Source organism: Pseudorhodobacter sp. W20_MBD10_FR17 (assembly GCF_052119765.1).
Taxonomy (GTDB): Bacteria; Pseudomonadota; Alphaproteobacteria; order Rhodobacterales; family Rhodobacteraceae; genus Pseudorhodobacter.
In genome coordinates this window covers 65,832-85,709 of the sequence record NZ_JBGQOQ010000017.1, presented here as the reverse complement: position 1 = coordinate 85,709, position 19,878 = coordinate 65,832, and the positions used below count along the sequence as shown (strand labels likewise).

Below are 19,878 nucleotides of genomic sequence, written 5' to 3'. Positions count from 1 at the left end.
TTCATTCAAACCTCCATTTGGGAAGTTTGAATCAGAAATCAAACCCAATGGGAATCCTGATTGTCCACAGGCCCTAGAAACGCCTGCAAGGCTGTTTTAGGCCGCGCGACGGGCTTTCATCGCTTCGGCGAATCGCTCAAACAGATAATAGCTGTCTTGTGGGCCGGGGCTGGCCTCGGGGTGGTACTGCACGGAAAACACAGGCTTTCCATCTACCGCAATGCCACAGTTAGATCCGTCAAACAGGCTGACATGGGTTTCGCGCACGCCTTTGGGCAGGGTTTGCGCATCCACCGTAAAGCCATGGTTCATCGAGGTGATTTCGACCTTGTTCGTGTCATAATCTTTCACCGGATGGTTTGCCCCGTGATGGCCGTGGTTCATTTTGATGGTTTTGCCACCCAGCGCTAGTGCAAGCATTTGATGCCCAAGGCAAATCCCAAAAACAGGGATGTCCGCGGCCAATACGCCTTTGATCATCTCAACCGCGTATTCGCCGGTTGCCGCAGGGTCGCCCGGGCCGTTTGACAGGAACACACCTTCGGGGTTCAGTGCCAAAACATCCTCGGCCGTGGCCGACGCGGGCAGAACCGTGACATCACAGCCGGCCGAGGCCAAACACCGCAAAATGTTTCGTTTTGCGCCGAAATCGATGGCGACAACGCGAAGGCCTTCGCCCTCACGCTTTGAATACCCGTCAGGCCAGGCCCAACGCATTTCATCCCAGCGATAGCTTTGCGCGCAGGTCACGTCTTTGGCAAGATCGAGGCCTTCGAGGCCACGCCACGCGCGGGCCGCCGCCACCAGCGCTTCAATGTCAAAATTCCCTTCGGGATCATGGGCAAGCGCTACATGTGGTGCGCCTTGCTGGCGGATCGCGCGGGTCAAACGCCGCGTATCAAGGCCGCCAATGCCGATGCGACCCTTAGACAACAGCCAGTCGGTCAACTCGGCAGTTGCACGCCAGCTGGAAGGCTCGGTCGGGTCCCATTTCACAACCATGCCTGCCGCGACAGGATCGGTAGTTTCGTCATCCTCGGGGGTAACCCCGGTGTTGCCGATGTGCGGGAAGGTAAAGGTGACAACCTGCCCAGCATAGGACGGGTCGGTCATAATTTCCTGATAGCCAGTCATCGCGGTGTTAAACACCAGCTCGGCCACCGTTTGGCCGGTTGCGCCAAAACCGCGCCCGTAAAAGATGGTGCCATCTGCCAGCGCAAGGCAAGCGGTTGGTTTATCAGTGATTTGTGCAGTTTGGGGCATAGTACGACTCTCTCTGGCCGGATTTTGGGGAGACTACGGGCCATGGCTTGCGGGGTCAAGGGTGCGGCTGAAATGGAATATATAAAGATAACAATGGCTTGCATTTTTTATCGTCAGTTGCCTCGCCTTTCGCTTCGCGCTATGGTCGGCAGTTGCTGAAACTCTGGGAAAGATATCAGAATGACTTTGCGTGATCGGCTGCAAGCCGCCCTAAAAGATGCAATGCGCGCCAAAGAGGTGGAGCGGCTTTCGACGCTGCGCCTGATCAATGCCGCGATCAAAGATCGTGAGATTGCCCAGCGGGGCGAGGGCAGTGAAGGCGAGGTCTCAGAGGTTGAGATCACGGCGATTTTGTCGAAAATGGTCAAGCAGCGCCAGGAAAGTGCGCGCGTTTATGAAGAGGGCGGGCGGCTGGAATTGGCCGAGAAAGAGCTGAACGAAATTACGGTGATCGAAGAGTATCTGCCCCGTCAGCTGAAAAGCGACGAAGTTGACGCCGCGATCACCGCCGCGATTGCCGAGGCGGGGGCCACCTCTATCCGTGATATGGGCAAGGTGATGGCCGTGCTTAAGGCCAAGTTCACCGGCCAGATGGATTTCGGCGCCGTTGGCCCACGGGTTAAGGACCAGCTTGGATAAGCCGACGAAGCACGGATACATCGAATGAATAAGCCCTGCACAGGAATGTGCAGGGCTTTTATATCTAAAATCAATTTTATAGGCCTTGGCAGATCGCGCAGACGCGGGGGTCATACGCCTGCCGAAAGCCGCCTCAATGGCTTTAGACTAGACCAAACATGACTCAGTTTCGTGACAGTTTACAACGAATTGTGGTCGCTGATGGCGCGGCGCAGGTCATCGGCCAGCTTTACCCGTTCATCTTCGGATAAGAAGGCCCCCACCTCCACCTCACGCGGGCCGCCCTTTAGTGTGATGTACTGCGGCACCGGCCCGCCGGTTTTATGCACGACAACCCGAACCCAATGCGGATTGGCCTCCCATTCCTGATGCTTGCCTCGCGGGCCATGGCGCACCAAATGTAGGCGAGTGGGCTCAAACGTCAGGGTCTCGATGATCTCGCCATCGCGGTAGCTGCGGTTTAAGGCCCAATACATTCCACTGACGGCCAAAACCAAAAATGGCAATAGCCCCCACAAAACAGCGGAACCGATGACGGCGAACAAGGGTACTGTGACCATCGTGGCGGTTGCCCCGATAAATATCACAAATCCACGCCGCGGCAGGGATCGGTAGGGCCACAAATGCATCACGCGTTGTGCTGGCGGAGCAGGTGTTTTTGTCCATTCATAGGGCATCGGTGGCCTTCGATCTCTGCTTTGCGTTCGAAACCTAGCGGGATTTGCAACAGGGGCAAGCCCGTTTTGCGCTGCCGGCGCGCAATAAAAAGGGCCCCGGCATCGCTGCGGGGCCCCCGTTCTGATTTGTGTCGCCTATGCCTTAGTGGCTGTGGCCTTTATCCCAGTCAGACTGCTTTGGCAGCTGCTCGAACGTGTGCTCGGGCGGCGGGCAAGGCAGGGTCCATTCCAAGGTGTCTGCGTATTCATTCCAGTAGTTGTTTTGCGTGATGCGCTTACCGTAGCGCAGCGAGTAAAACACGATCCCGATAAAGAACAGGAACGACGCGAATGACAGGAACGCACCAAGGCTCGACCAGAAGTTCCAATAGGCAAATGCCTCCGGATAGTCGATGTAACGGCGCGGCATGCCTTGACGGCCAAGGAAGTGCTGCGGGAAGAATGTCAGGTTTGCACCGACGAACATCATCCAGAAGTGCAGCTTACCTGCCCACTCAGGGTACTCACGGCCCGACATTTTGCCGAACCAGAAGTAGATGCCTGCAAAGATCGCAAACACCGCACCCAGCGACATAACATAGTGGAAGTGTGCGATCACGTAATAGGTGTCATGGTATACACGGTCTACACCTGCCTGCGACAGAACAACGCCAGTAACGCCGCCAACTGTGAACAAGAAGATGAAGCCGAAAGCCCACAGCATTGGCGTGCGCATATCCAGCGAGCCGCCCCACATGGTCGCGATCCATGAGAAAATCTTGATGCCTGTTGGCACCGCGATAACCATAGTCGCCAGCATGAAGTAGGATTGCTGGGTCAGCGACATGCCGACTGTGTACATGTGGTGCGCCCAGACAACAAAGCCCAGAACCCCAATTGCCACCATCGCGTAAACCATTGGCAAATACCCAAACACTGGCTTGCGCGAGAAGGTCGCGACAACCTGTGAGATGATACCAAAGCCCGGAAGGATGATGATATACACCTCTGGGTGGCCAAAGAACCACAAGATGTGCTGATACAAGATCGGATCACCGCCGCCAGCTGCCTGGAAGAAGGTGGTGCCAAAGTTGCGGTCTGTCAGCAACATGGTGATCGCGCCTGCCAAAACGGGCAAGGACAGCAGAATCAACCACGAGGTTACAAAGATCGACCAAGCGAACAATGGCACTTTGTGTAGGGTCATCCCCGGCGCGCGCATGTTCAAGAACGTGGTGATCATGTTGATCGCGCCCAAGATCGACGATGCACCCGACAGGTGAACCGCGAAAATCGCGAGATCCATCGAGTAGCCGCCTTCGTTGGTCGACAGAGGCGGGTACAGAACCCAACCCACGCCAGAGCCCATCTGGTCATTGCCGCCCGGTGACAGAACCGAGGCCACAGCCAGCGAGGTGCCCGCAACATACATCCAATAGGACAGGTTGTTCATCCGCGGGAACGCCATGTCTGGCGCGCCGATCTGCAACGGCATGAAATAGTTGCCGAATCCGCCGAACAGGGCAGGAATAACCACAAAGAACATCATCAAGATGCCGTGAGCCGTGATGATCACGTTCCACAGGTGGCCGTTTGGCGTACAGACGTCGTCTGGACCTGCGGCAATAAAGCGCGAGCCTTCCATACACATGTACTGAACACCTGGGTGCATCAGTTCCATACGCATGTAGACGGTGAAAATTACCGAAATCAGGCCAACAAGGCCGCCGGTAAACAGGTACAAAATACCGATATCTTTGTGATTGGTTGACATAAACCAGCGAGTAAAGAACCCGCGTTCGTCATGCTCGTGGCCATGAATGGCTGCGTCGGCCATGCCTGCCCTCCCGTTTGCGTTTAATTTCCAGCGCACGGGAAAAAACAGATTCCCGCCGCCACTTGTATTCATGTTCTAGAATGCCCAAGCGTCGGCGGCAATTGCTGACTTTGACGCAGATCAAATAAAACGGCGTCAAAGTCACATTTTTGCGTGTCAGTTCGCCGCAGGACCAACCGAAGCAAGGTAGGCCGCAACATCTTCGCCGCCTTTTTTCAGTTTAAAGGTCATTTTGGATTTACCTTTCGCATCGCCCGAATGCTCTTCTAGGAAGTCGGATGGGTCAGGCAGGTACTCTGCCAGCGTCGCCTCGTCCCAGATCAGGCCGTTCGCGCCGGATTCTTTCATCACGTCTGAATAGTTGAAACCTTCAACACTGCCCGCAGCACTGCCAATAACGCCGTAAAGGTTCGGGCCAACTTTGCCGCCTTTAACGATCTCGGTGCCATCATCGGCAATGATCGCATGGCAAGCTTTGCATTTCTTGAACTCTTTCTCACCATTTGCCGCATCGCCTGCAAAGGCGGGGGCGGTCAGGGCCAAAAGGGCAGCAGTCGCAATAAGGCTAAGTTTCATGATCTTTCCTTGTTTGTTTCTTTCGAACGCGGTGTAGCAAAAGCCCAAAGCTCTTACACGTCAGCGTAGAGCTTTAACATAGGGCGGGGCGACAACGGTTGACATAGGTCAAGCTGTCGCGCGGGAAAAAATGTTAGCTTCCATTGGCAGCGATGGGGCCATGCTATAGGGATCATGCAACAAGAAGGATTGCACCTTCTAGATATCAATTTTGTATCTTCGACGGGTTTTTTGACACTCGATTATGGTATTTAGCCATGGTATAACGTTAAATCGGTTAGCGCTAACATCTGTCTTGCCGCAATTGTTGAAAACCATATAAATTGGGGTAGTAGAGTATGTCACCGTCAGAAACGATCAGTGCAGAGGCAAGCGATGCAGATCCAAATCGCTATAATTTAGAGAAGCTGCAAGCGGCTGCAAAATTGGTAGAAGAAGTTGCTTATGAGCAGGCGTGTTATAAATCTACCGAGTTCACCGAGTATTTGATACTTGTCGCCGCCAGCCTTCAACGGCTCGTGCAACGTCCAGATGATTTTGTGTTGCCAGCGACCGCGCTGAGGGTTGTCAAAGACTGAACGCTTGTATCAGGCAGGCTGAATTTAGCCTGCCGCTGCGTCATAATGCGCGGGCGCAATTCTTGTAGTTACAATTGTCTGACCTAACGTTAGATTTGCGTTATTGAACGCTTGTGGGTGCACCATGTCGGTTTTAAATGTCTTTGGTCAAAATCTACGACTGCTTGCTAAGAAACGTGGCACTTTTGCGGGTGTGGCCCAAGACCTTGATATCTCGAAAATTCAGTTCCAGCGGTATATGCGGGGCGATTCTTTTCCCAAGCCGCATACACTGAAGCTGATTTGTACCTATTTCAATGTTGATGCCCGCATTTTAACCGAGCCGCTGAGCGATGCGCTGCTCTATGCCATGCGGACAGATGCGGCAGCGTCCGAGGCGTGTGATCCGGCGATGACTGCGGCCATGGCCTTTGCTTGCCCGACCCAAGACTACTTTCAAGACCCCAAAGTTTTGCCGGATGGGTTTTACCGCGTTGTCCGAAAATCTTTAACATTTCCAAACTGTTATGTGAATCTGTTGTTTCTGGTGAAAACCATAGGCAAAGCCCGCGTTATGCGGTGTTATGACGACAAGCGTATCTCGAATGACCCGATGCCAGCGCCGATGCGACAGTATCGGGGCATGGTTTTGGGCCATGGTGATGGGGTGTCGATCGTGGTTTTTCATAGCCCGCCCGCGATGAGCATCTCGCATATCTTTGTTGCGCCATTCTTTCACACCAGCGGCATCCGCGCGCTGACTGGTTTTAGCACCAGCGGCCGCGCTGAACTGGTCGGGCGGCCAAGGATCGTGCGCATCTATATAGAGCCAATTATCGGCGGCTTTTCGGGCGCTATGGCTTACCGCCGCCGCAAGGCCTTTATGACACCGCAAGAGGTGGATCCGATGATTCTCGGGATTATCGAGCAGCCGTTGAACTAAGCGCCATTGCCAAACACCGCGTCAAACTGCCGCCGCAGGGCGACATCCAGATCATCGATGGTCACGGGTAGCCCCAGATCAACCAAACTGGTCACGCCATGATCGGAAATGCCGCAGGGCACGATACCCGAAAAATGGCTCAAATCCGGCTCAACATTTATGGATATACCGTGAAAGCTGACCCATTTACGCAGTTTGACGCCGATCGCCGCGATTTTATCCTCGGCGGGCTGGCCGTACGGCCCTTTGCGGTCGGGGCGCACAACCCAAACACCAACACGGCCCGCGCGGCGCTCTCCCGTGACATTGAACTCGGCCAAGGTTTTGATAACCCAATCTTCCAGCGCGCAGACAAACTTGCGCACATCGCGCCCGCGTTTGTTTAGGTCAAGCATCACATAGGCCACCCGTTGCCCTGGCCCATGATAGGTGTACTGCCCGCCGCGCCCCGCCACATGGACCTCAAAACGGTCGGGTTGTACCAAATCCTCTGCCCTTGCACTGGTTCCGGCGGTGTAAAGCGGCGGGTGTTCCAGCAGCCAAACCGCCTCGGGTGCGGTTCCCGCTGCAATCAAGGCCACACGTGCCTCCATCGCGGCCAAGGTTTCGGCATAGGGCGCCAAGCCGTCCAGCACCCGCCACTCTATGGCCGAAATATCGGTATTTGATGTATTTTCCACCGCTCGCCCCTTTGCTGCGTCGGCCAATACCCTTGGCATGTGGCCAAATAATCTTGGTCCGCTCACAATCGCATCTTACGCTTTTTCTATATTGAGTTGATCTATTCACTAGATGCGGAGTTTTCAAACGTTATTCAAAACCATTTCGTCAGCTTTGGCAGCCTCAGTCCTTATTATTGCAGCGATAGAATCGAATGGGGGTGATGGCTTGGTTGGTGGTATCATTGGTGGTGTGATTGTTAACGGCGTGAATAATAACTGCCGCACGACGACACGGGGCACGACAAAAAGTGCGTCTGTTTCCAGCAGCCAGCGCGTTGAAAACCGCGAAGTGTGGGTCGCACTCAATTATTTCGGCTTTCCGCTTGGCATCCCCGACGGCTCGCTTGGCCCAAAATCGCGCGGCGCTATTCGCCAGTACCAAGCCCCGCTTGGCTTTGCCCCGACCGGCCCGCTGAACACGTGGGAACAGGATTTGCTGGTGCAGTCCTATCATGGCGCGCAGGCTGGTGGTCCACTGACCGCCCAACAAATCGCCAGCGACCCGCGCGGCACGATGGGGCAGCTAACCTATCGCGACGAAAAACTTGGCGTCGCTACAGCGCGCCCACCCAGCCTGCTGCGACGATGGCCGATCCGGCCTTTACGCTGGCTGAACAGTTCTGCCTTGCCCGCACCTATGCCATTGCCCAGGGCGAAGAATTGGCTCCTAAGGTTTCAGGCTTTACGCCCCAGAAAATTGCCCAGCAATATGAAGGCTTTGACCCCGTCCTGAAAGATCAAGTCGCCGCATTGTCTTTGCGGTGGCTTGGCCCAAGGGCAAGGACTGCTGCTATCAATCTATCTCGGTGTGCATAATTTACCTTGAGGTCCGCGCAAGCCTTCGCTAAGAGGCGGCTTGTCAAGATCGTGCGGTCGTGGCGGAATTGGTAGACGCGCAGCGTTGAGGTCGCTGTTCTTTAATCGGAGTGGGGGTTCGAGTCCCCCCGACCGCACCACTTTGACCTTGGGATAGCGCCCGAAATCCCACTCAATCTCATCACCCCCACCAAAAAATTTTAAGCGAATAGTTTTTGCAGCTTAACACTGTGTAAGCCGTGACATCATAGCCTCAGCCCTTACTAGGCAAATTGCCGCACAGATTCGGCCTGCATCTTGGCGGCCGTATGTTTTCGGGGGTTAAAAGATGGCAACGATCAACGGATCAACAGGTAACGACAGCCTGTCCGGAACTTCGGGCGCCGACCTCATCTATGGCGGCGGCAGCGGCAACGACACGATCAACGCGGCCGCGGGGAATGATACGATCATCGCTGGCAGCGGTGCCGATAGCATCAACGCCGGTGACGGCAATGACAGCGTTAATGCAGGCGGTGGCAATGACACCGTTTTCGGCGGCAACGGCTATGATCTACTCTATGGCGGCGATGGCGATGACAAGCTGTATGGCGGCAATGACACCTTTGATGACCTTTTTGGCGGTACTGGCGACGATACCCTCTATGGGGGCAATACGAGCTTAGATTGGCTTTATGGGGGCATCGGCAACGATGTCATCTATGCCGACCAAGGCGATGATTCCGCCTACGGCGAAGATGGATTCGACACGCTGTTTGGGGGTGACGGCGCAGACTATCTGGATGGCGGCGCCGATGACGACTCGGTCAGCGGTGGTACGGGCGATGACAGGCTGATCGGCGGGACCGGCAATGATACCCTCATCGGCGACACCGGCAATGATATCGCCTATGGTGGAACCGGTAATGACAAGATTTATGGCGGTGACGGCGCAGACACCCTTTACGGTGGAACAGGAAATGACATTGCCTCCGGCGGAACTGAAAATGACACCCTGCACGGCGAGGATGGCAATGACACGCTCTATGGTGGAGACGGCAACGATAGCATCGACGGCGGCAACAACGATGACAGTATTCTGGGCGACGCGGGTAATGACACGATTTACGGCGGTTCTGGTGCCGATATCATTTATGGCGGTGACGGCGACGACAAGATCGGCGATTTTTCGGTAAGTAATGCCGGCAATGATACGATGTACGGCGATGCGGGCAACGACTATATCGTAGGCGGTGAGGGCGATGATGCCGTCTTTGGTGGGGTTGGGAACGATTATCTGTCTGGCCAGATGGGCAATGACACGTTGTATGGTGGCGACGATGCCGATGTATTTGCTATTACCGATGATCACGAAGGCGACACGATCTATGGCGGCGAAGGCGGCACAGATAACGATACCATATCTTTCGCCAATTGGATCAGCACTCAAGGCGTTCAGGTAACCTTTACAGGGTCCGAGGCGGGCAGCTATTCCTATTTCGGCAGCAATGCGTCGGGTGATTTCAGCCAGATTGAGACCATATCGTCGACCGAATACGCCGATTACATTGATGCCACAGTCTCGACCACCAAAATGAACCTTTACGGCGGTGGTGGGGATGACACCATCATCGGTGGCGCGGGGGGTGATGTTCTGTCAGGTGGCGCCGGGGCCGACGTGCTGTCTGGCGGGGAAGGCAATGACGTGCTTATTGGCGGCGGCGGCGCCGATGTGTTTCATTTGAACCGAGCCGGTGGTAAAGACACGATCGTCGATTTTGATCGTGCCCTTATTGATGGCAAAACCAACGACCAGCTTGACGTGTCGGACCTGCGCACCTTGCAGGGGCAGCCGGTTAGGTGGAGCGATGTCACCGTCTCGGATGATGGTTTTGGCAATGCGCTGCTGACCTTTCCCCAAGGTGAGGCGGTCATTCTAAAGGAGGTCGCCCCCGAAGATGCGACGGGCAAGCAAAACTTGGGCCAAATGGGTATTCCGTGTTTTACCAAGGGCACGAAAATACGCACGACGCAGGGGGAACGCGCGGTCGAAACCCTGCGCGCGGGGGATATTGTAATGACGGCCGATCATGGCCCGCAACCGTTGCTATGGGTGGGGCACCGCCATGTGTCGCGCGAGGACATGCTGCGCAAACCAAAGCTTTTCCCCATTCGGCTGCGCGGGGCGTCGCGTGATCGCGATCTGACCGTGTCGCGCCAACATGCCGTGCTAATTGCGCATCGGGGGCAGCAAGTGCTTGTTCGTGCGGGCCATTTGGCCGATCACGGTATCAAAGGCGCGCGCCAATGTTTGGGCATGCAGCGGGCCAGTTATTACCATTTATTTCTCGCCCGGCATGCGTTGCTATGGTCAAATGGCGTGCTAAGCGAAAGCTTTTATCCCGGCCCCATTGCCCTGCAATCGCTTGGCGCCGAAAGCTGCCGCGCGTTGATTTTGGCCTATCCGGCCTTGGCACCTGCGATGACGGGGCAGGCGGCAACCTGTGCGGTCTATGGCCCGCCAGCCCGTTTGATATTGCCGCGCAAGGATGCTGGTCGCGCAGGCTGGGCGGGCGTCACGCAGCTGCAAAGCGTACGACACCCTATGCCTGCCTAATGCGATGTGGTCAGGGTGAAGGCTGTGCATTTGCGACACATTTATCCGCGATGGGGCTAGCGGAACATCCATTCAAGAATCGAATTTTGGACCAAACTGCACGCAATAGAGGCACTGGGCTGCCGGAGAATCGTCGTCAAAACGCCCGTTACAAGGCAGTTTGCCTGAAAATTACAGGTAAAATCCGCAAAATCCCTGTATTCGTGCAAAATCGCCCAGTTTCTAAGCGAAGTAGTTGCAAACCGCGCGCTATATCGCTTTAGTCATAGGTAATAAGAGCGCAGGTCACCTGCCGGAACGATCAGGGAGATAAGGGTGGTTAATCAACCCAAGAACGACGGTTTCGTCGTCTTCGATCATGTGCAAAAAAGCTATGACGGAGAAACATTAGTCGTCAAAGATCTGAACTTGTCGATCGGCAAGGGTGAGTTTTTGACAATGCTTGGGCCGTCTGGCTCGGGCAAAACCACTTGCCTTATGATGTTGGCAGGGTTTGAAACGGCGACCAGTGGCGATATTCGCCTTGATGGGCGCCCCATCAACACCGTGCCTCCGCACAAGCGTGGCATCGGGATGGTGTTTCAAAACTACGCCTTGTTCCCGCATATGACCGTTGGTGAAAACCTTGCTTTCCCGCTCGAAGTGCGCGGCATGGGCAAGGATGAACGCGAAACCAAGGTCAAACGCGCGCTGGATATGGTGCAGATGTATGACTTCATCAACCGCCGTCCTGCCCAGCTTTCGGGTGGTCAGCAGCAGCGGATCGCTTTGGCCCGCGCTTTGGTGTTCGACCCTAGCCTTGTGTTGATGGATGAACCGCTGGGTGCGCTCGATAAACAGCTGCGCGAACATATGCAGTTTGAAATCAAGCATTTGCACGATAGTCTTGGCATCACAGTGGTCTACGTCACCCACGACCAAGGCGAGGCGCTGACCATGTCAGACCGCGTTGCCGTGTTCAACGATGGCAAAATCCAACAGCTCGCCCCACCGGATGAGCTGTATGAACGCCCCGATAACGCCTTTGTGGCGCAGTTCATCGGCGAGAATAACAAGCTGGAAGGTGTGGTCGAAAACATTTCCGGCAATGAAGCCGAAGTGCGGCTGACCACAGGCGAGTTGATCGCCGCAACGCCGGTGAATGTGACCAAAAAGGGCGAAAAAACCCTTGTGTCCATCCGCCCCGAGCGGGTCGAATTCAAGCCCGAGATGATGCCAGCGGGCGCGCATATGATTGAGGCCGAAGTGTTGGAGTTCATCTATATGGGTGATCTGTTCCGCACACGGCTGCGCGTGGCTGGCCACGATGATTTCGTGATCAAATCGCGCAACACGCAGGGGCAAACCATGCTACGTCCCGGCGAAAAGATTAAGATTGGTTGGTCGCCTGCAGACGCGCGCGCCCTTCAGCCTTAAACCCTTTGACGGTGTGGCGGCCTGCCGTTCGCGCTGTCAAAACTATAAAAAAAGTTCAACAAGGAGACGACTCTATGAAGAAACTACTCATTCTGTCCACCGCCCTTAGCACCTTCGCCTTTGGCGCTTCTGCGCAAGAAGTTGTGCTGATGTCTTGGGGCGGCGCTTACGGTAAAAGCCAGAACGAAGCCTATTTGAAGCCGTTTACTGCCGAAACCGGTATCAAAACCACGATGGTTGACGCTGACAACCCAGCAACCCCGGTGAAAGCCATGGTTGAGGCGAACAACGTGACCGTTGACGTGGTCGATATCGAATACGCCGATGCGATCCGCCTGTGCGACGAAGGCCTGCTGGAAACCATCGACCCGTCCATCCTGCCTGCTGGCGCTGATGGTGTTGCGGCCGCAGACGACTTCCTGCCCGGCGCTGTGACCGATTGCTCGGTTGCGACGATCGTGTTCTCGACCATGTACGCTTATGACACCACCAAGTTCCCGGATGGTGGCCCAAAGTCGATGGCTGACTTCTTTGACATCGAAAAGTTCCCTGGCAAGCGCGGCCTGCGCAAAGGTGCCAAAGCAAACCTTGAGATGGCTTTGATGGCTGACGGCGTGCCCGCGGCTGACGTATATGCCACTTTGGCAACCGATGCAGGCGTTGACCAAGCCTTTGCAATGCTTGACAAAATTAAAACAGACACCGTTTGGTGGGAAGCAGGCGCGCAGCCTCCACAGCTGTTGGCTGATGGCGAAGTCGCTATGTCGACCGCGTATAACGGCCGTATTTTTGCTGCAGCAGTAGCCGAAGGCAAGCCGTTCGAATCCGTTTGGGATGGCCAAGTGTATGAGTATGACGTGTTGGCGGTTCCAAAAGGTGCCAAAAACAAAGACGTAGCCATGCAGTTCATCGCTTATGCCACTGGCACCCAGCGTTTGGCTGATCAAGCAAAATACATTGCTTACGGTCCTGCGCGTAAGTCGTCCGGCCCACTGGTCGGCATGTATGAAGACGGCAAAACCGCAATGGCACCTTACATGCCAACCGATGCGGCAAACTTGACCAACGCTTTGGCATCCGACTTTGAATTCTGGGCTGACCACGACACCCAGTTGAATGAGCGTTTCAACTCTTGGTTGCTGAACTAATCAGCCACTTCGAAGGGGCGCCGCTTGGTGCCCCTTCACCCCAAATACTGACGATCCCAAAGCCCCGCCAGAGGGCGTGTAAATACCCAACCGACAGGACCAAATCGCCATGGCCTCTCCCGATATATCCAACCAAAACGACGTTCTGCGCACGGTTGACGGTGTTCCTCTTAAGGTCGCCTTGGCCACTGCCTCACGCCGTGCCCGTATTCGCGCATTCCTTTTGGTCGTACCGCTTTTGGTCTTTATTTTGCTGACCTTCGCCGTGCCGATCGGACAAATGCTGTCGCGCTCTTTCACGGATGATAAATTCTCGGCCAATATGGTCGAACTTGGCAAATGGTTTGATGCCAATGGCAAGGCCGCGCCGGATGAGGCCGCCTATGCCGCCCTCGCAGCCGATCTGAAAACCGCCGCCGAGGAGCGTTCGGCCGGTAACATCGGCACGCGAATTAACTATGAAATTCCCGGCACGCGGTCGCTGTTCACATCCGCTGCCCGCAAGGCCAAAGCCCTTGAAGCACCTTATCAAGAGTCTATTCTCGCGCTTGATAAAGAATGGGCGCGCCCCGATCTTTGGGCCGCTATGCGCTCGGCCTCGGCTGCCGCCACGCTTAACTTTTACCAAGCCGCCCTTGATCGCCAGATCGGTGCCGATGGTGAGTTTGAGGCTGGCCCCGAAAATACCCAAATTTACGTTAAACTCTTTATCCGTACCTTTGTGATGTCGATTGTCATCACCGGATTGTGCCTGCTCTTGGGCTTTCCTATCGCGCATTTGTTGGCCGTGCTGCCGCTGCGGCACGCCAGCCTGCTGATGATCCTTGTGTTGCTGCCCTTCTGGACCTCGCTTTTGGTGCGCACCACGAGTTGGATGGTTTTGCTGCAATCCCAAGGGGTTATCAACGACTTGCTGGTCTGGGCGCATATCGTATCGGATGATGGCCGCTTGGAAATGATGTACAACCAGCTTGGTACGATTATCGCGATGACCCATATCTTGCTGCCGTTTATGATCTTGCCGCTCTATTCGGTAATGAAGACCATCCCGCCTTCTTATGCCCGTGCTGCGCGCAGCCTAGGGGCTACCAGCTGGACCACGTTCCGCCGTATTTACTTGCCGCAAACCGTGTCTGGCATCGGGGCAGGGGGCATCTTGTGCTTTATTCTGGCCGTTGGGTACTACATCACGCCGGCCTTGGTTGGTGGTGCAGATGGTACGCTGATTTCCAACCAAATCGCCTTCCACATGCAAAAATCGCTGAACTGGTCGCTGGCTGCCGCATTGGCCGGGATGTTGCTGGTGGCTGTGCTCATCCTGTATTGGGCCTATGACCGCATCATTGGCATCGACAATATGAAGTTAGGGTAAAGACACATGGCACTTCCTGTATACGCAGACCCGCTAGAGCGCGCATGGTACTACTCTTACCGCGTGATTTGCGCACTGATCTTTATCTTTCTGATCGCGCCGATCCTGATCATCATGCCGCTGTCGTTTAACACCGAGCCGTATTTTACCTTTACGCCTGAAATGCTGCGGTTGGACCCAGCCGCTTATTCGATGCGCTGGTATGATAACCTGCTGACCTTTGGCATGTCGGCCCCCGATGCTGTGCGCGATAGCAGCTGGTGGGCTGATGTGTGGCAAAATGCGAAATGGGTGCAAGCGGCGAAAAATTCGGTCATTGTTGGATTCTTCGCGACCATCGTTGCCACTGTTTTGGGGACCATCGCCGCGATGGGCCTGTCGCGCCCAGAAATGCCGTATCGCAAACTGATCATGGCGATCTTGATCTCTCCTATGATCGTGCCGATCATTATTACCGCCACCGGCCTATTTTTCTTTTACTCAAAAATCGGGCTGTCCGGCACCTATTTTGGCTTGGTCATGGCCCACGCGACTTTGGGCATTCCCTTTGTTATCATCACGGTAACGGCCACGATGATGGGGTTTGATCGCAGCCTGATCCGTGCTGCGCAAAACATGGGCGCAGGGCCAGTGACCACGTTCTTCAAAGTGCAATTGCCGCTGATCACCCCCGGCGTCGTGTCGGGTGGCTTGTTCGCCTTTGTGACCTCGTTCGATGAGGTGGTCGTGGTGCTGTTTGTCGGCAGTCATGAACAGCAAACCATCCCGCGCCAGATGTGGAACGGTATCCGTGAGCAAATCAGCCCGTCGATTTTGGCTGTGGCGACGATCCTTGTGATCTTCTCCATCTGCCTGCTGACAGTTGTCGAATTGCTGCGCCGCCGGTCTGAACGGATGCGCGGTGTGACACCGTCGTAACCGCTACAATACGCTAGTGAAAAAGGCCGAGGCAGTCACCTGCTTCGGCCTTTTTTAGTCTTTTCAGAGGTTTATGCCTTTAACCGCAGCCCATTCACGGCAAAATATGCAGCCAGCCCCAAGCCGTGATAATCGTACCCGCCGTTGCCAGCAAAACGGTTGAGGCCGCGACCCGTTTCGCCACCCCATACATATTTGCAAACAAAAACGCATTCACCCCCGGCGCCATTGCGGCTGTTATCACCGCCGAGCGCGTCTGTTCGACCGACAGGTCAAAGGCTTGGGTCAGGCCAAAGGTGATCGCGGGGTGCACGATCAGGGTTAGCAAGCTGACAAAAGCGATGGTTTTCATGTCACCTTCGGGGCGGTAGCGCAGCAAAATTCCGCCCAATCCGAACAGTGCTGCGGGAATTGCCGTCTTGGCCATCATATCCACCGCTGCCGACACCACAGTCGGCACCGGCAAGTGTAAAAGATTGACCGAAAAGGCCAGCAAAAGCGCAAGAACCAAAGGTTGAACAAAGATCGATTTCAGCACCCGCCGCACCAACGCCGTCTTGGAAAGCCCCTGACCTTGGCTCCGCGCGAGCTCGATCAGGGTGATGCCAACGCCATAGAGAATCGGCGAATGGATGGAAATAATACCGTAATTCCCTGTTAAAGCCTCGGGCCCATAGGCGCGTTCTGTAATCGGCAAGCCGAGCAGCAGCGTATTGGAAAAGCTGGCTACAAACGCAATTGCAATTGCCTCAACAGGTGTTCGGTTGAACAAAAACCGCGCGCCGAGATAGCCCAAGGCCCCGGCTGTGAAAGCGCCGGTATAAAAGCTGATGAGAAGCCCCGGATCAAAGCTTTGTGCCAAATCCAGCGTGCTGACCGATCGAAACAAAAGGATCGGTACGGCGAAGTTTTGCGCAAACCGCATGATGCCATCGACTGCCGCTTCATCCACAATCTTACGCCAAGCTGCGAAATAGCCCGCGCCGATGATCAGGAAAACCGGCAGGATGACATCAAGCAAAGCATTCATTCGGGTGCGTCAATCTCTATGATCATGCCGTCAAAGGCGGGCGTGATATTGGGGGGGGTCTCGGCCTCGACCATCGCATAATCAAGGTCGATGTGCATGTTTGTCAGCACCGCCCGCTTTGGGGCCACACGGGCGATCCATTCCAGCGTGAGCGCAAGGTGGGCATGGGTTGGGTGTGGCTTGCGCCGCAGGGCATCGACCACCCACACATCCAGCCCTTCCAGAACCTTCCAGCTTTCGGGGGGGATCGCCACAACATCGGGCAAATAGGCCAAGCCCCCGACCCGAAACCCAAGGGCATCCATCGAGCCATGATCAACGAGGAAGGGTTGCAACACAAGATCGCCGCCTTTGCCAGCAATTGTGACCGGCCCATCCAGTAAATACAGGTCCAAAATCGGCGGATAGGGCGAACCGGGAAGCTGCTCAAACGCGTAACCGAACCTGTCACGCAGGGCGGTTTGTGTGGGCACATCGGCCCAAACCGGCAGCCGCCCGTGCATGTTGAAAACGATCTGGCGCAAATCGTCGATGCCATGGGTGTGGTCGGCATGGGAATGGGTGAAAACCACGGCGTCCAGCGTGCCAACCCCTGCATCCAGCAGCTGCGCGCGCATATCGGGCGAGGTGTCAATGAGCACGCGGGTCGTACCTGCATCGGTCACCCGCTCGACCAGCAATGAGCAGCGGCGGCGGCGGTTTTTGGGGTTGGTCGGGTCGCACTCGCCCCAATGGCCGCCCAGCCGAGGGACGCCCCCAGAAGAGCCGCATCCCAGAATGGTAAAGCGCAGTTTCGCGGTCATATTGTTTTGGCTTTCCAGAACAAGCGGTCGAAATTTGCGGTTGTGGCAGTGGCGAATTCGGGCAGCGACAGGCCGAACACCTCGGCACCGACCTTTGCGGTATGGGCGGTATAGGCGGGTTCATTGCGCCGCCCGCGATGCGGTGGGGGGGCAAGATAGGGGCTGTCGGTTTCCAGCAAAATTCGGTCTAGCGGGGCGGTCGCAAAGATGTCGCGCAGGTCGCCCGATTTGGGAAAGGCCGCGATGCCCGACATGGACAGGTAAAACCCCAGATCCAGCGCCGCACGCCCCAGCTCGGCGCTGGACGAAAAGCAATGCATGACGCAGGTGTATTCACCTTTGCGGTATTCATCGGCCAGAATCTCGGCCATGTCGTCATCAGCGTCGCGGGCGTGGATGATGAGAGGTAGCTTGGTTTCGCGTGCGGCGGTGATGTGGATGCGCAGGCTGTCGCGTTGAATAGCCCCGCTTTCGGCAGTGTAATGATAATCGAGGCCCGACTCGCCGATGCCAACGAATTTCGGATGCTGGGCAAGGGCAACCAGTTGGTCCACGCTGGCCATCGGCTCTGTCGCCACGCTCATCGGGTGGGTGCCTGCGGCATAGAACACGGACGGGTTGGCCTCGGCAATCGCGCGGACTGCGGGCTCGTTTTTCAGCTTAGTGCAGATCGTTACCATGCGGGCCACGCCGGCGGCATGGGCGCGGGCGATGATATCGGGCAACTCGCCGTTGAAATCCGGAAAATCGAGATGGCAGTGGCTGTCTACGATGGTCGGGGCTGCGGTGTTTGGGGTGTCGGTCATTGGCTCACCTCTGGGCGAGCATCCCCGCCGTCTGATCAATCTGTAGAACCATATCCATGAGAAGGGAGGCAGGGTCAAGGTTTACGGCCCGACCACGGCGCGCACGATTGGCCAAACCCTGGGCCAGATCTGCCCAATGGCGGGCATCAGCGGGGTTGGGCGACAGTCGGGCAATCAGCTCGGCCTCGCCTTTGGCGGCCTCGGGCGGGCAATAGCCCAGTGTGCCAGCACGCGCAAGGCGGGCGAGAAACAGGTCAATCAGCATCAACAGCAGGTCGAATTTTTCTTCATTGCCACGGCCTGCGCCAATTTCGGCCAGCGCAAGGGCGCGGCTGCGATCAAGGCGGGGCAGGGTGGCGAACAGCGACACAAGGCCCGCATACAGCTTTAGGCCGTCAAGGTTCATAATCCGGATAGCTTCGCCCACGGAACCGCCCGAAAGCTCGGCCAAGGGCACAGGGTCTTCGGGGGCGTCGCCAGTGACGGCAAGGGCGGTGGCCATATCTTCGGCACCCAAAGGGGCCAGCCGCAACTCGCGGCAGCGCGACCGGATGGTGGGCAACAGTTTCGACGGTTGGTGGCTGATCAGCAGCAAGGTAACATTCGGCGGCGGCTCTTCGAGCAGTTTTAGCAAGGCGTTTGCGGCGGCGGTGTTCATCTCATCCACCGAGTCGATAATGGCCACGCGGCGGCCGCCATCTGCGGCAGAGAGCGCGAAATAGTTTTTCATTTTGCGCACCTCATCCACGGTAATCATGGATTTCAGTTTGCGGGCGGTATCATCCCACGCGCGGCGCAGCAGGAACAGGCGCGGTTCCGACAGTGCCATAAGGCGGTGCGACACAAGGTGATCGGCCGGAATATCAAGGGCTTCGGGCGGCGCAGAGGCAAACATGCCGCCGTCATCCTGAGGCGTGGCTAATAAAAACCGCGCGATTTTCCATGCCAGTGTCGCCTTGCCAAGCCCAAGCGGGCCGGTGATCATCCAGCCATGGTGCAGCTTTCCGGCGCTATAGGCATCTAGGAATGCGGCTTCGGCCTTGTGGTGGCCGATAAGGGTAAGGGTTTCGCGCGGATGCGGGGCACCAGTGACCCTATCAGGTTCGGGGCGGTCCTCAACGGCGACTTTCGGCGCGCGGCTCATGCCAGCTTGGCCGTGACTGCGGCCAACACATCGGCGGCGATGGCGGCGGTATCGCGCGCGCCGTCGATCACCGTGAAGCGGGCGTGTTTGGCGGCGAGGGCAAGGAAGCCGTCACGCATACGGGCCTGAAGCGCTGTGCCCATTTCCTCAAACCGCAGTTCGGTCCCTGCGCGGGTGATAGCGCGCGAATGGCCTGTCTGGGCGTCGATATCGATCAGGATGGTCAGGTCGGGTTCCACGCCGATCATGCGGGTGTGCAGATCATCAACCATCGCCCGCAAATCGGCACCTGCGCCACGGCGAATGCCTTGGTACATGCGGGTGCTATCGGCGAAACGATCGGTTATCACGATCTCGCCGCGGGCAAGGGCAGGGCGGATGGTCTTTTCCAAATGGTCACGGCGGGCGGCGGTGAACAGCAGGATTTCGGTTTCAGGTGACCAGCGATCTGGGTCGCCTTCCAGCACAAGGCGGCGAATATCTTCGGCGCCCGGGCTGCCGCCAGGTTCGCGTGTTAGCAAAACGGTATGCCCAAACGCGCGCAGCGCATCGGCTAGCAAGCGCGCTTGTGTGCTTTTGCCCGAGCCGTCGATGCCCTCAAAGCTGATAAAAAGCCCTGTGTTGGCCATACCCGTA

At 56.3% G+C, this 19,878-nt stretch carries 19 protein-coding genes and 1 tRNA gene; 10 read left to right on the top strand and 10 right to left on the bottom strand.

The window, feature by feature from the left end:
- Positions 1–96: 96 nt before the first annotated feature.
- Entirely contained in the window at positions 97–1,263 is a 1,167-nt protein-coding gene (carA, locus tag ACEN2J_RS12715) for a glutamine-hydrolyzing carbamoyl-phosphate synthase small subunit (protein WP_442106329.1), read from the bottom strand.
- A 180-nt stretch (positions 1,264–1,443) separates the two neighbouring features.
- Here carA and ACEN2J_RS12710 point away from each other — a divergent pair, with 180 nt between their 5' ends.
- On the top strand, positions 1,444–1,902 hold the full coding sequence (locus ACEN2J_RS12710; RefSeq protein WP_442106327.1) for a GatB/YqeY domain-containing protein: 459 nt from the start codon (positions 1,444–1,446) through the stop codon (positions 1,900–1,902).
- A 179-nt stretch (positions 1,903–2,081) separates the two neighbouring features.
- Here the strand turns inward: ACEN2J_RS12710 and ACEN2J_RS12705 are convergent, their stop codons facing one another.
- The 3 genes from ACEN2J_RS12705 to ACEN2J_RS12695 form a co-directional block, all read right to left on the bottom strand.
- Positions 2,082–2,579 carry a DUF2244 domain-containing protein gene (locus ACEN2J_RS12705; RefSeq protein WP_442106325.1) on the bottom strand — a complete coding sequence of 166 codons (498 nt, stop codon included), beginning with the start codon at positions 2,577–2,579 and terminating at the stop codon, positions 2,082–2,084.
- Between the two features lie 142 nt (positions 2,580–2,721).
- Positions 2,722–4,395 (bottom strand): cytochrome c oxidase subunit I, encoded by a 1,674-nt coding sequence (ctaD, locus tag ACEN2J_RS12700; RefSeq protein ID WP_442106323.1) that lies wholly within the window; start codon positions 4,393–4,395, stop codon positions 2,722–2,724.
- Positions 4,396–4,551: 156 nt separating this feature from the next.
- The gene (locus ACEN2J_RS12695; protein WP_442106321.1) at positions 4,552–4,971 is read right to left on the bottom strand and encodes a c-type cytochrome; all 420 of its coding nucleotides are present in this window, start codon (positions 4,969–4,971) and stop codon (positions 4,552–4,554) included.
- A 338-nt stretch (positions 4,972–5,309) separates the two neighbouring features.
- On the opposite strand from ACEN2J_RS12695, the gene ACEN2J_RS12690 reads away from it, so the two are divergent.
- Positions 5,310–5,549, top strand: a complete 240-nt coding sequence (locus ACEN2J_RS12690; RefSeq protein ID WP_442106320.1) for a hypothetical protein — start codon at positions 5,310–5,312, stop codon at positions 5,547–5,549.
- A 124-nt stretch (positions 5,550–5,673) separates the two neighbouring features.
- Positions 5,674–6,471, top strand: coding sequence for a helix-turn-helix domain-containing protein (locus tag ACEN2J_RS12685; protein ID WP_442106319.1), 798 nt, complete (start codon positions 5,674–5,676; stop codon positions 6,469–6,471).
- Here ACEN2J_RS12685 and lipB read toward each other — a convergent pair.
- Positions 6,468–7,151 carry a lipoyl(octanoyl) transferase LipB gene (lipB, locus tag ACEN2J_RS12680; RefSeq protein WP_442106318.1) on the bottom strand — a complete coding sequence of 228 codons (684 nt, stop codon included), beginning with the start codon at positions 7,149–7,151 and terminating at the stop codon, positions 6,468–6,470. The genes ACEN2J_RS12685 and lipB overlap by 4 nt on opposite strands.
- Before the next feature lie 208 nt (positions 7,152–7,359).
- Here lipB and ACEN2J_RS12675 point away from each other — a divergent pair, with 208 nt between their 5' ends.
- From ACEN2J_RS12675 to ACEN2J_RS12645, 7 genes are all read left to right on the top strand, one after another.
- On the top strand, positions 7,360–7,926 hold the full coding sequence (locus ACEN2J_RS12675; RefSeq protein WP_442106316.1) for a peptidoglycan-binding domain-containing protein: 567 nt from the start codon (positions 7,360–7,362) through the stop codon (positions 7,924–7,926).
- 136 nt (positions 7,927–8,062) lie between these two features.
- Positions 8,063–8,149: transfer RNA gene (locus tag ACEN2J_RS12670), tRNA-Leu, on the top strand.
- Between the two features lie 188 nt (positions 8,150–8,337).
- Complete coding sequence (locus ACEN2J_RS12665; RefSeq protein WP_442106315.1) at positions 8,338–10,605, top strand: Hint domain-containing protein; 2,268 nt, start codon at positions 8,338–8,340, stop codon at positions 10,603–10,605.
- 315 nt (positions 10,606–10,920) lie between these two features.
- A complete protein-coding gene (locus ACEN2J_RS12660; protein WP_442106313.1) occupies positions 10,921–12,021 on the top strand; it encodes an ABC transporter ATP-binding protein in 1,101 nt (366 codons plus the stop codon).
- Between the two features lie 74 nt (positions 12,022–12,095).
- The gene (locus ACEN2J_RS12655) at positions 12,096–13,169 is read left to right on the top strand and encodes an ABC transporter substrate-binding protein (protein WP_442106311.1); all 1,074 of its coding nucleotides are present in this window, start codon (positions 12,096–12,098) and stop codon (positions 13,167–13,169) included.
- Between the two features lie 109 nt (positions 13,170–13,278).
- Positions 13,279–14,541 (top strand): ABC transporter permease, encoded by a 1,263-nt coding sequence (locus ACEN2J_RS12650; protein WP_442106310.1) that lies wholly within the window; start codon positions 13,279–13,281, stop codon positions 14,539–14,541.
- Between the two features lie 6 nt (positions 14,542–14,547).
- Entirely contained in the window at positions 14,548–15,459 is a 912-nt protein-coding gene (locus ACEN2J_RS12645) for an ABC transporter permease (RefSeq protein WP_442106308.1), read from the top strand.
- Between the two features lie 94 nt (positions 15,460–15,553).
- On the opposite strand, the gene ACEN2J_RS12640 is transcribed toward ACEN2J_RS12645, so the two are convergent.
- The 5 genes from ACEN2J_RS12640 to tmk are packed head-to-tail and all read right to left on the bottom strand — an operon-like array spanning position 15,554 to position 19,871.
- Positions 15,554–16,489 carry an AEC family transporter gene (locus ACEN2J_RS12640; protein WP_442106306.1) on the bottom strand — a complete coding sequence of 312 codons (936 nt, stop codon included), beginning with the start codon at positions 16,487–16,489 and terminating at the stop codon, positions 15,554–15,556.
- Positions 16,486–17,292, bottom strand: a complete 807-nt coding sequence (locus ACEN2J_RS12635; protein WP_442106304.1) for an MBL fold metallo-hydrolase — start codon at positions 17,290–17,292, stop codon at positions 16,486–16,488. The genes ACEN2J_RS12640 and ACEN2J_RS12635 overlap by 4 nt, the downstream gene beginning before the upstream one ends.
- Entirely contained in the window at positions 17,289–18,098 is an 810-nt protein-coding gene (locus tag ACEN2J_RS12630; protein ID WP_442106303.1) for a TatD family hydrolase, read from the bottom strand. Before ACEN2J_RS12630 ends, ACEN2J_RS12635 begins: the two co-directional genes overlap by 4 nt.
- Before the next feature lie 4 nt (positions 18,099–18,102).
- Positions 18,103–19,242, bottom strand: coding sequence for a DNA polymerase III subunit delta' (locus ACEN2J_RS12625; RefSeq protein WP_442106301.1), 1,140 nt, complete (start codon positions 19,240–19,242; stop codon positions 18,103–18,105).
- Positions 19,239–19,871 carry a dTMP kinase gene (gene tmk / locus ACEN2J_RS12620; RefSeq protein ID WP_442106335.1) on the bottom strand — a complete coding sequence of 211 codons (633 nt, stop codon included), beginning with the start codon at positions 19,869–19,871 and terminating at the stop codon, positions 19,239–19,241. Before tmk ends, ACEN2J_RS12625 begins: the two co-directional genes overlap by 4 nt.
- Positions 19,872–19,878 lie beyond the last annotated feature (7 nt).

What these genes read in the sequence shown, in the direction of transcription:
- ACEN2J_RS12655 (WP_442106311.1), top strand. Translation starts at nt 12,096, where the DNA reads ATGAAGAAACTACTCATTCTGTCCACCGCCCTTAGCACCTTCGCCTTT.
- ACEN2J_RS12645 (WP_442106308.1), top strand. Translation starts at nt 14,548, where the DNA reads ATGGCACTTCCTGTATACGCAGACCCGCTAGAGCGCGCATGGTACTAC.
- ctaD (WP_442106323.1), bottom strand. Translation starts at nt 4,395, where the DNA reads ATGGCCGACGCAGCCATTCATGGCCACGAGCATGACGAACGCGGGTTC.
- ACEN2J_RS12685 (WP_442106319.1), top strand. Translation starts at nt 5,674, where the DNA reads ATGTCGGTTTTAAATGTCTTTGGTCAAAATCTACGACTGCTTGCTAAG.
- ACEN2J_RS12635 (WP_442106304.1), bottom strand. Translation starts at nt 17,292, where the DNA reads ATGACCGCGAAACTGCGCTTTACCATTCTGGGATGCGGCTCTTCTGGG.
- ACEN2J_RS12630 (WP_442106303.1), bottom strand. Translation starts at nt 18,098, where the DNA reads ATGACCGACACCCCAAACACCGCAGCCCCGACCATCGTAGACAGCCAC.
- ACEN2J_RS12665 (WP_442106315.1), top strand. Translation starts at nt 8,338, where the DNA reads ATGGCAACGATCAACGGATCAACAGGTAACGACAGCCTGTCCGGAACT.
- carA (WP_442106329.1), bottom strand. Translation starts at nt 1,263, where the DNA reads ATGCCCCAAACTGCACAAATCACTGATAAACCAACCGCTTGCCTTGCG.
- ACEN2J_RS12710 (WP_442106327.1), top strand. Translation starts at nt 1,444, where the DNA reads ATGACTTTGCGTGATCGGCTGCAAGCCGCCCTAAAAGATGCAATGCGC.
- ACEN2J_RS12695 (WP_442106321.1), bottom strand. Translation starts at nt 4,971, where the DNA reads ATGAAACTTAGCCTTATTGCGACTGCTGCCCTTTTGGCCCTGACCGCC.
- ACEN2J_RS12625 (WP_442106301.1), bottom strand. Translation starts at nt 19,242, where the DNA reads ATGAGCCGCGCGCCGAAAGTCGCCGTTGAGGACCGCCCCGAACCTGAT.
- ACEN2J_RS12690 (WP_442106320.1), top strand. Translation starts at nt 5,310, where the DNA reads ATGTCACCGTCAGAAACGATCAGTGCAGAGGCAAGCGATGCAGATCCA.
- ACEN2J_RS12650 (WP_442106310.1), top strand. Translation starts at nt 13,279, where the DNA reads ATGGCCTCTCCCGATATATCCAACCAAAACGACGTTCTGCGCACGGTT.
- ACEN2J_RS12705 (WP_442106325.1), bottom strand. Translation starts at nt 2,579, where the DNA reads ATGCCCTATGAATGGACAAAAACACCTGCTCCGCCAGCACAACGCGTG.
- tmk (WP_442106335.1), bottom strand. Translation starts at nt 19,871, where the DNA reads ATGGCCAACACAGGGCTTTTTATCAGCTTTGAGGGCATCGACGGCTCG.
- ACEN2J_RS12640 (WP_442106306.1), bottom strand. Translation starts at nt 16,489, where the DNA reads ATGAATGCTTTGCTTGATGTCATCCTGCCGGTTTTCCTGATCATCGGC.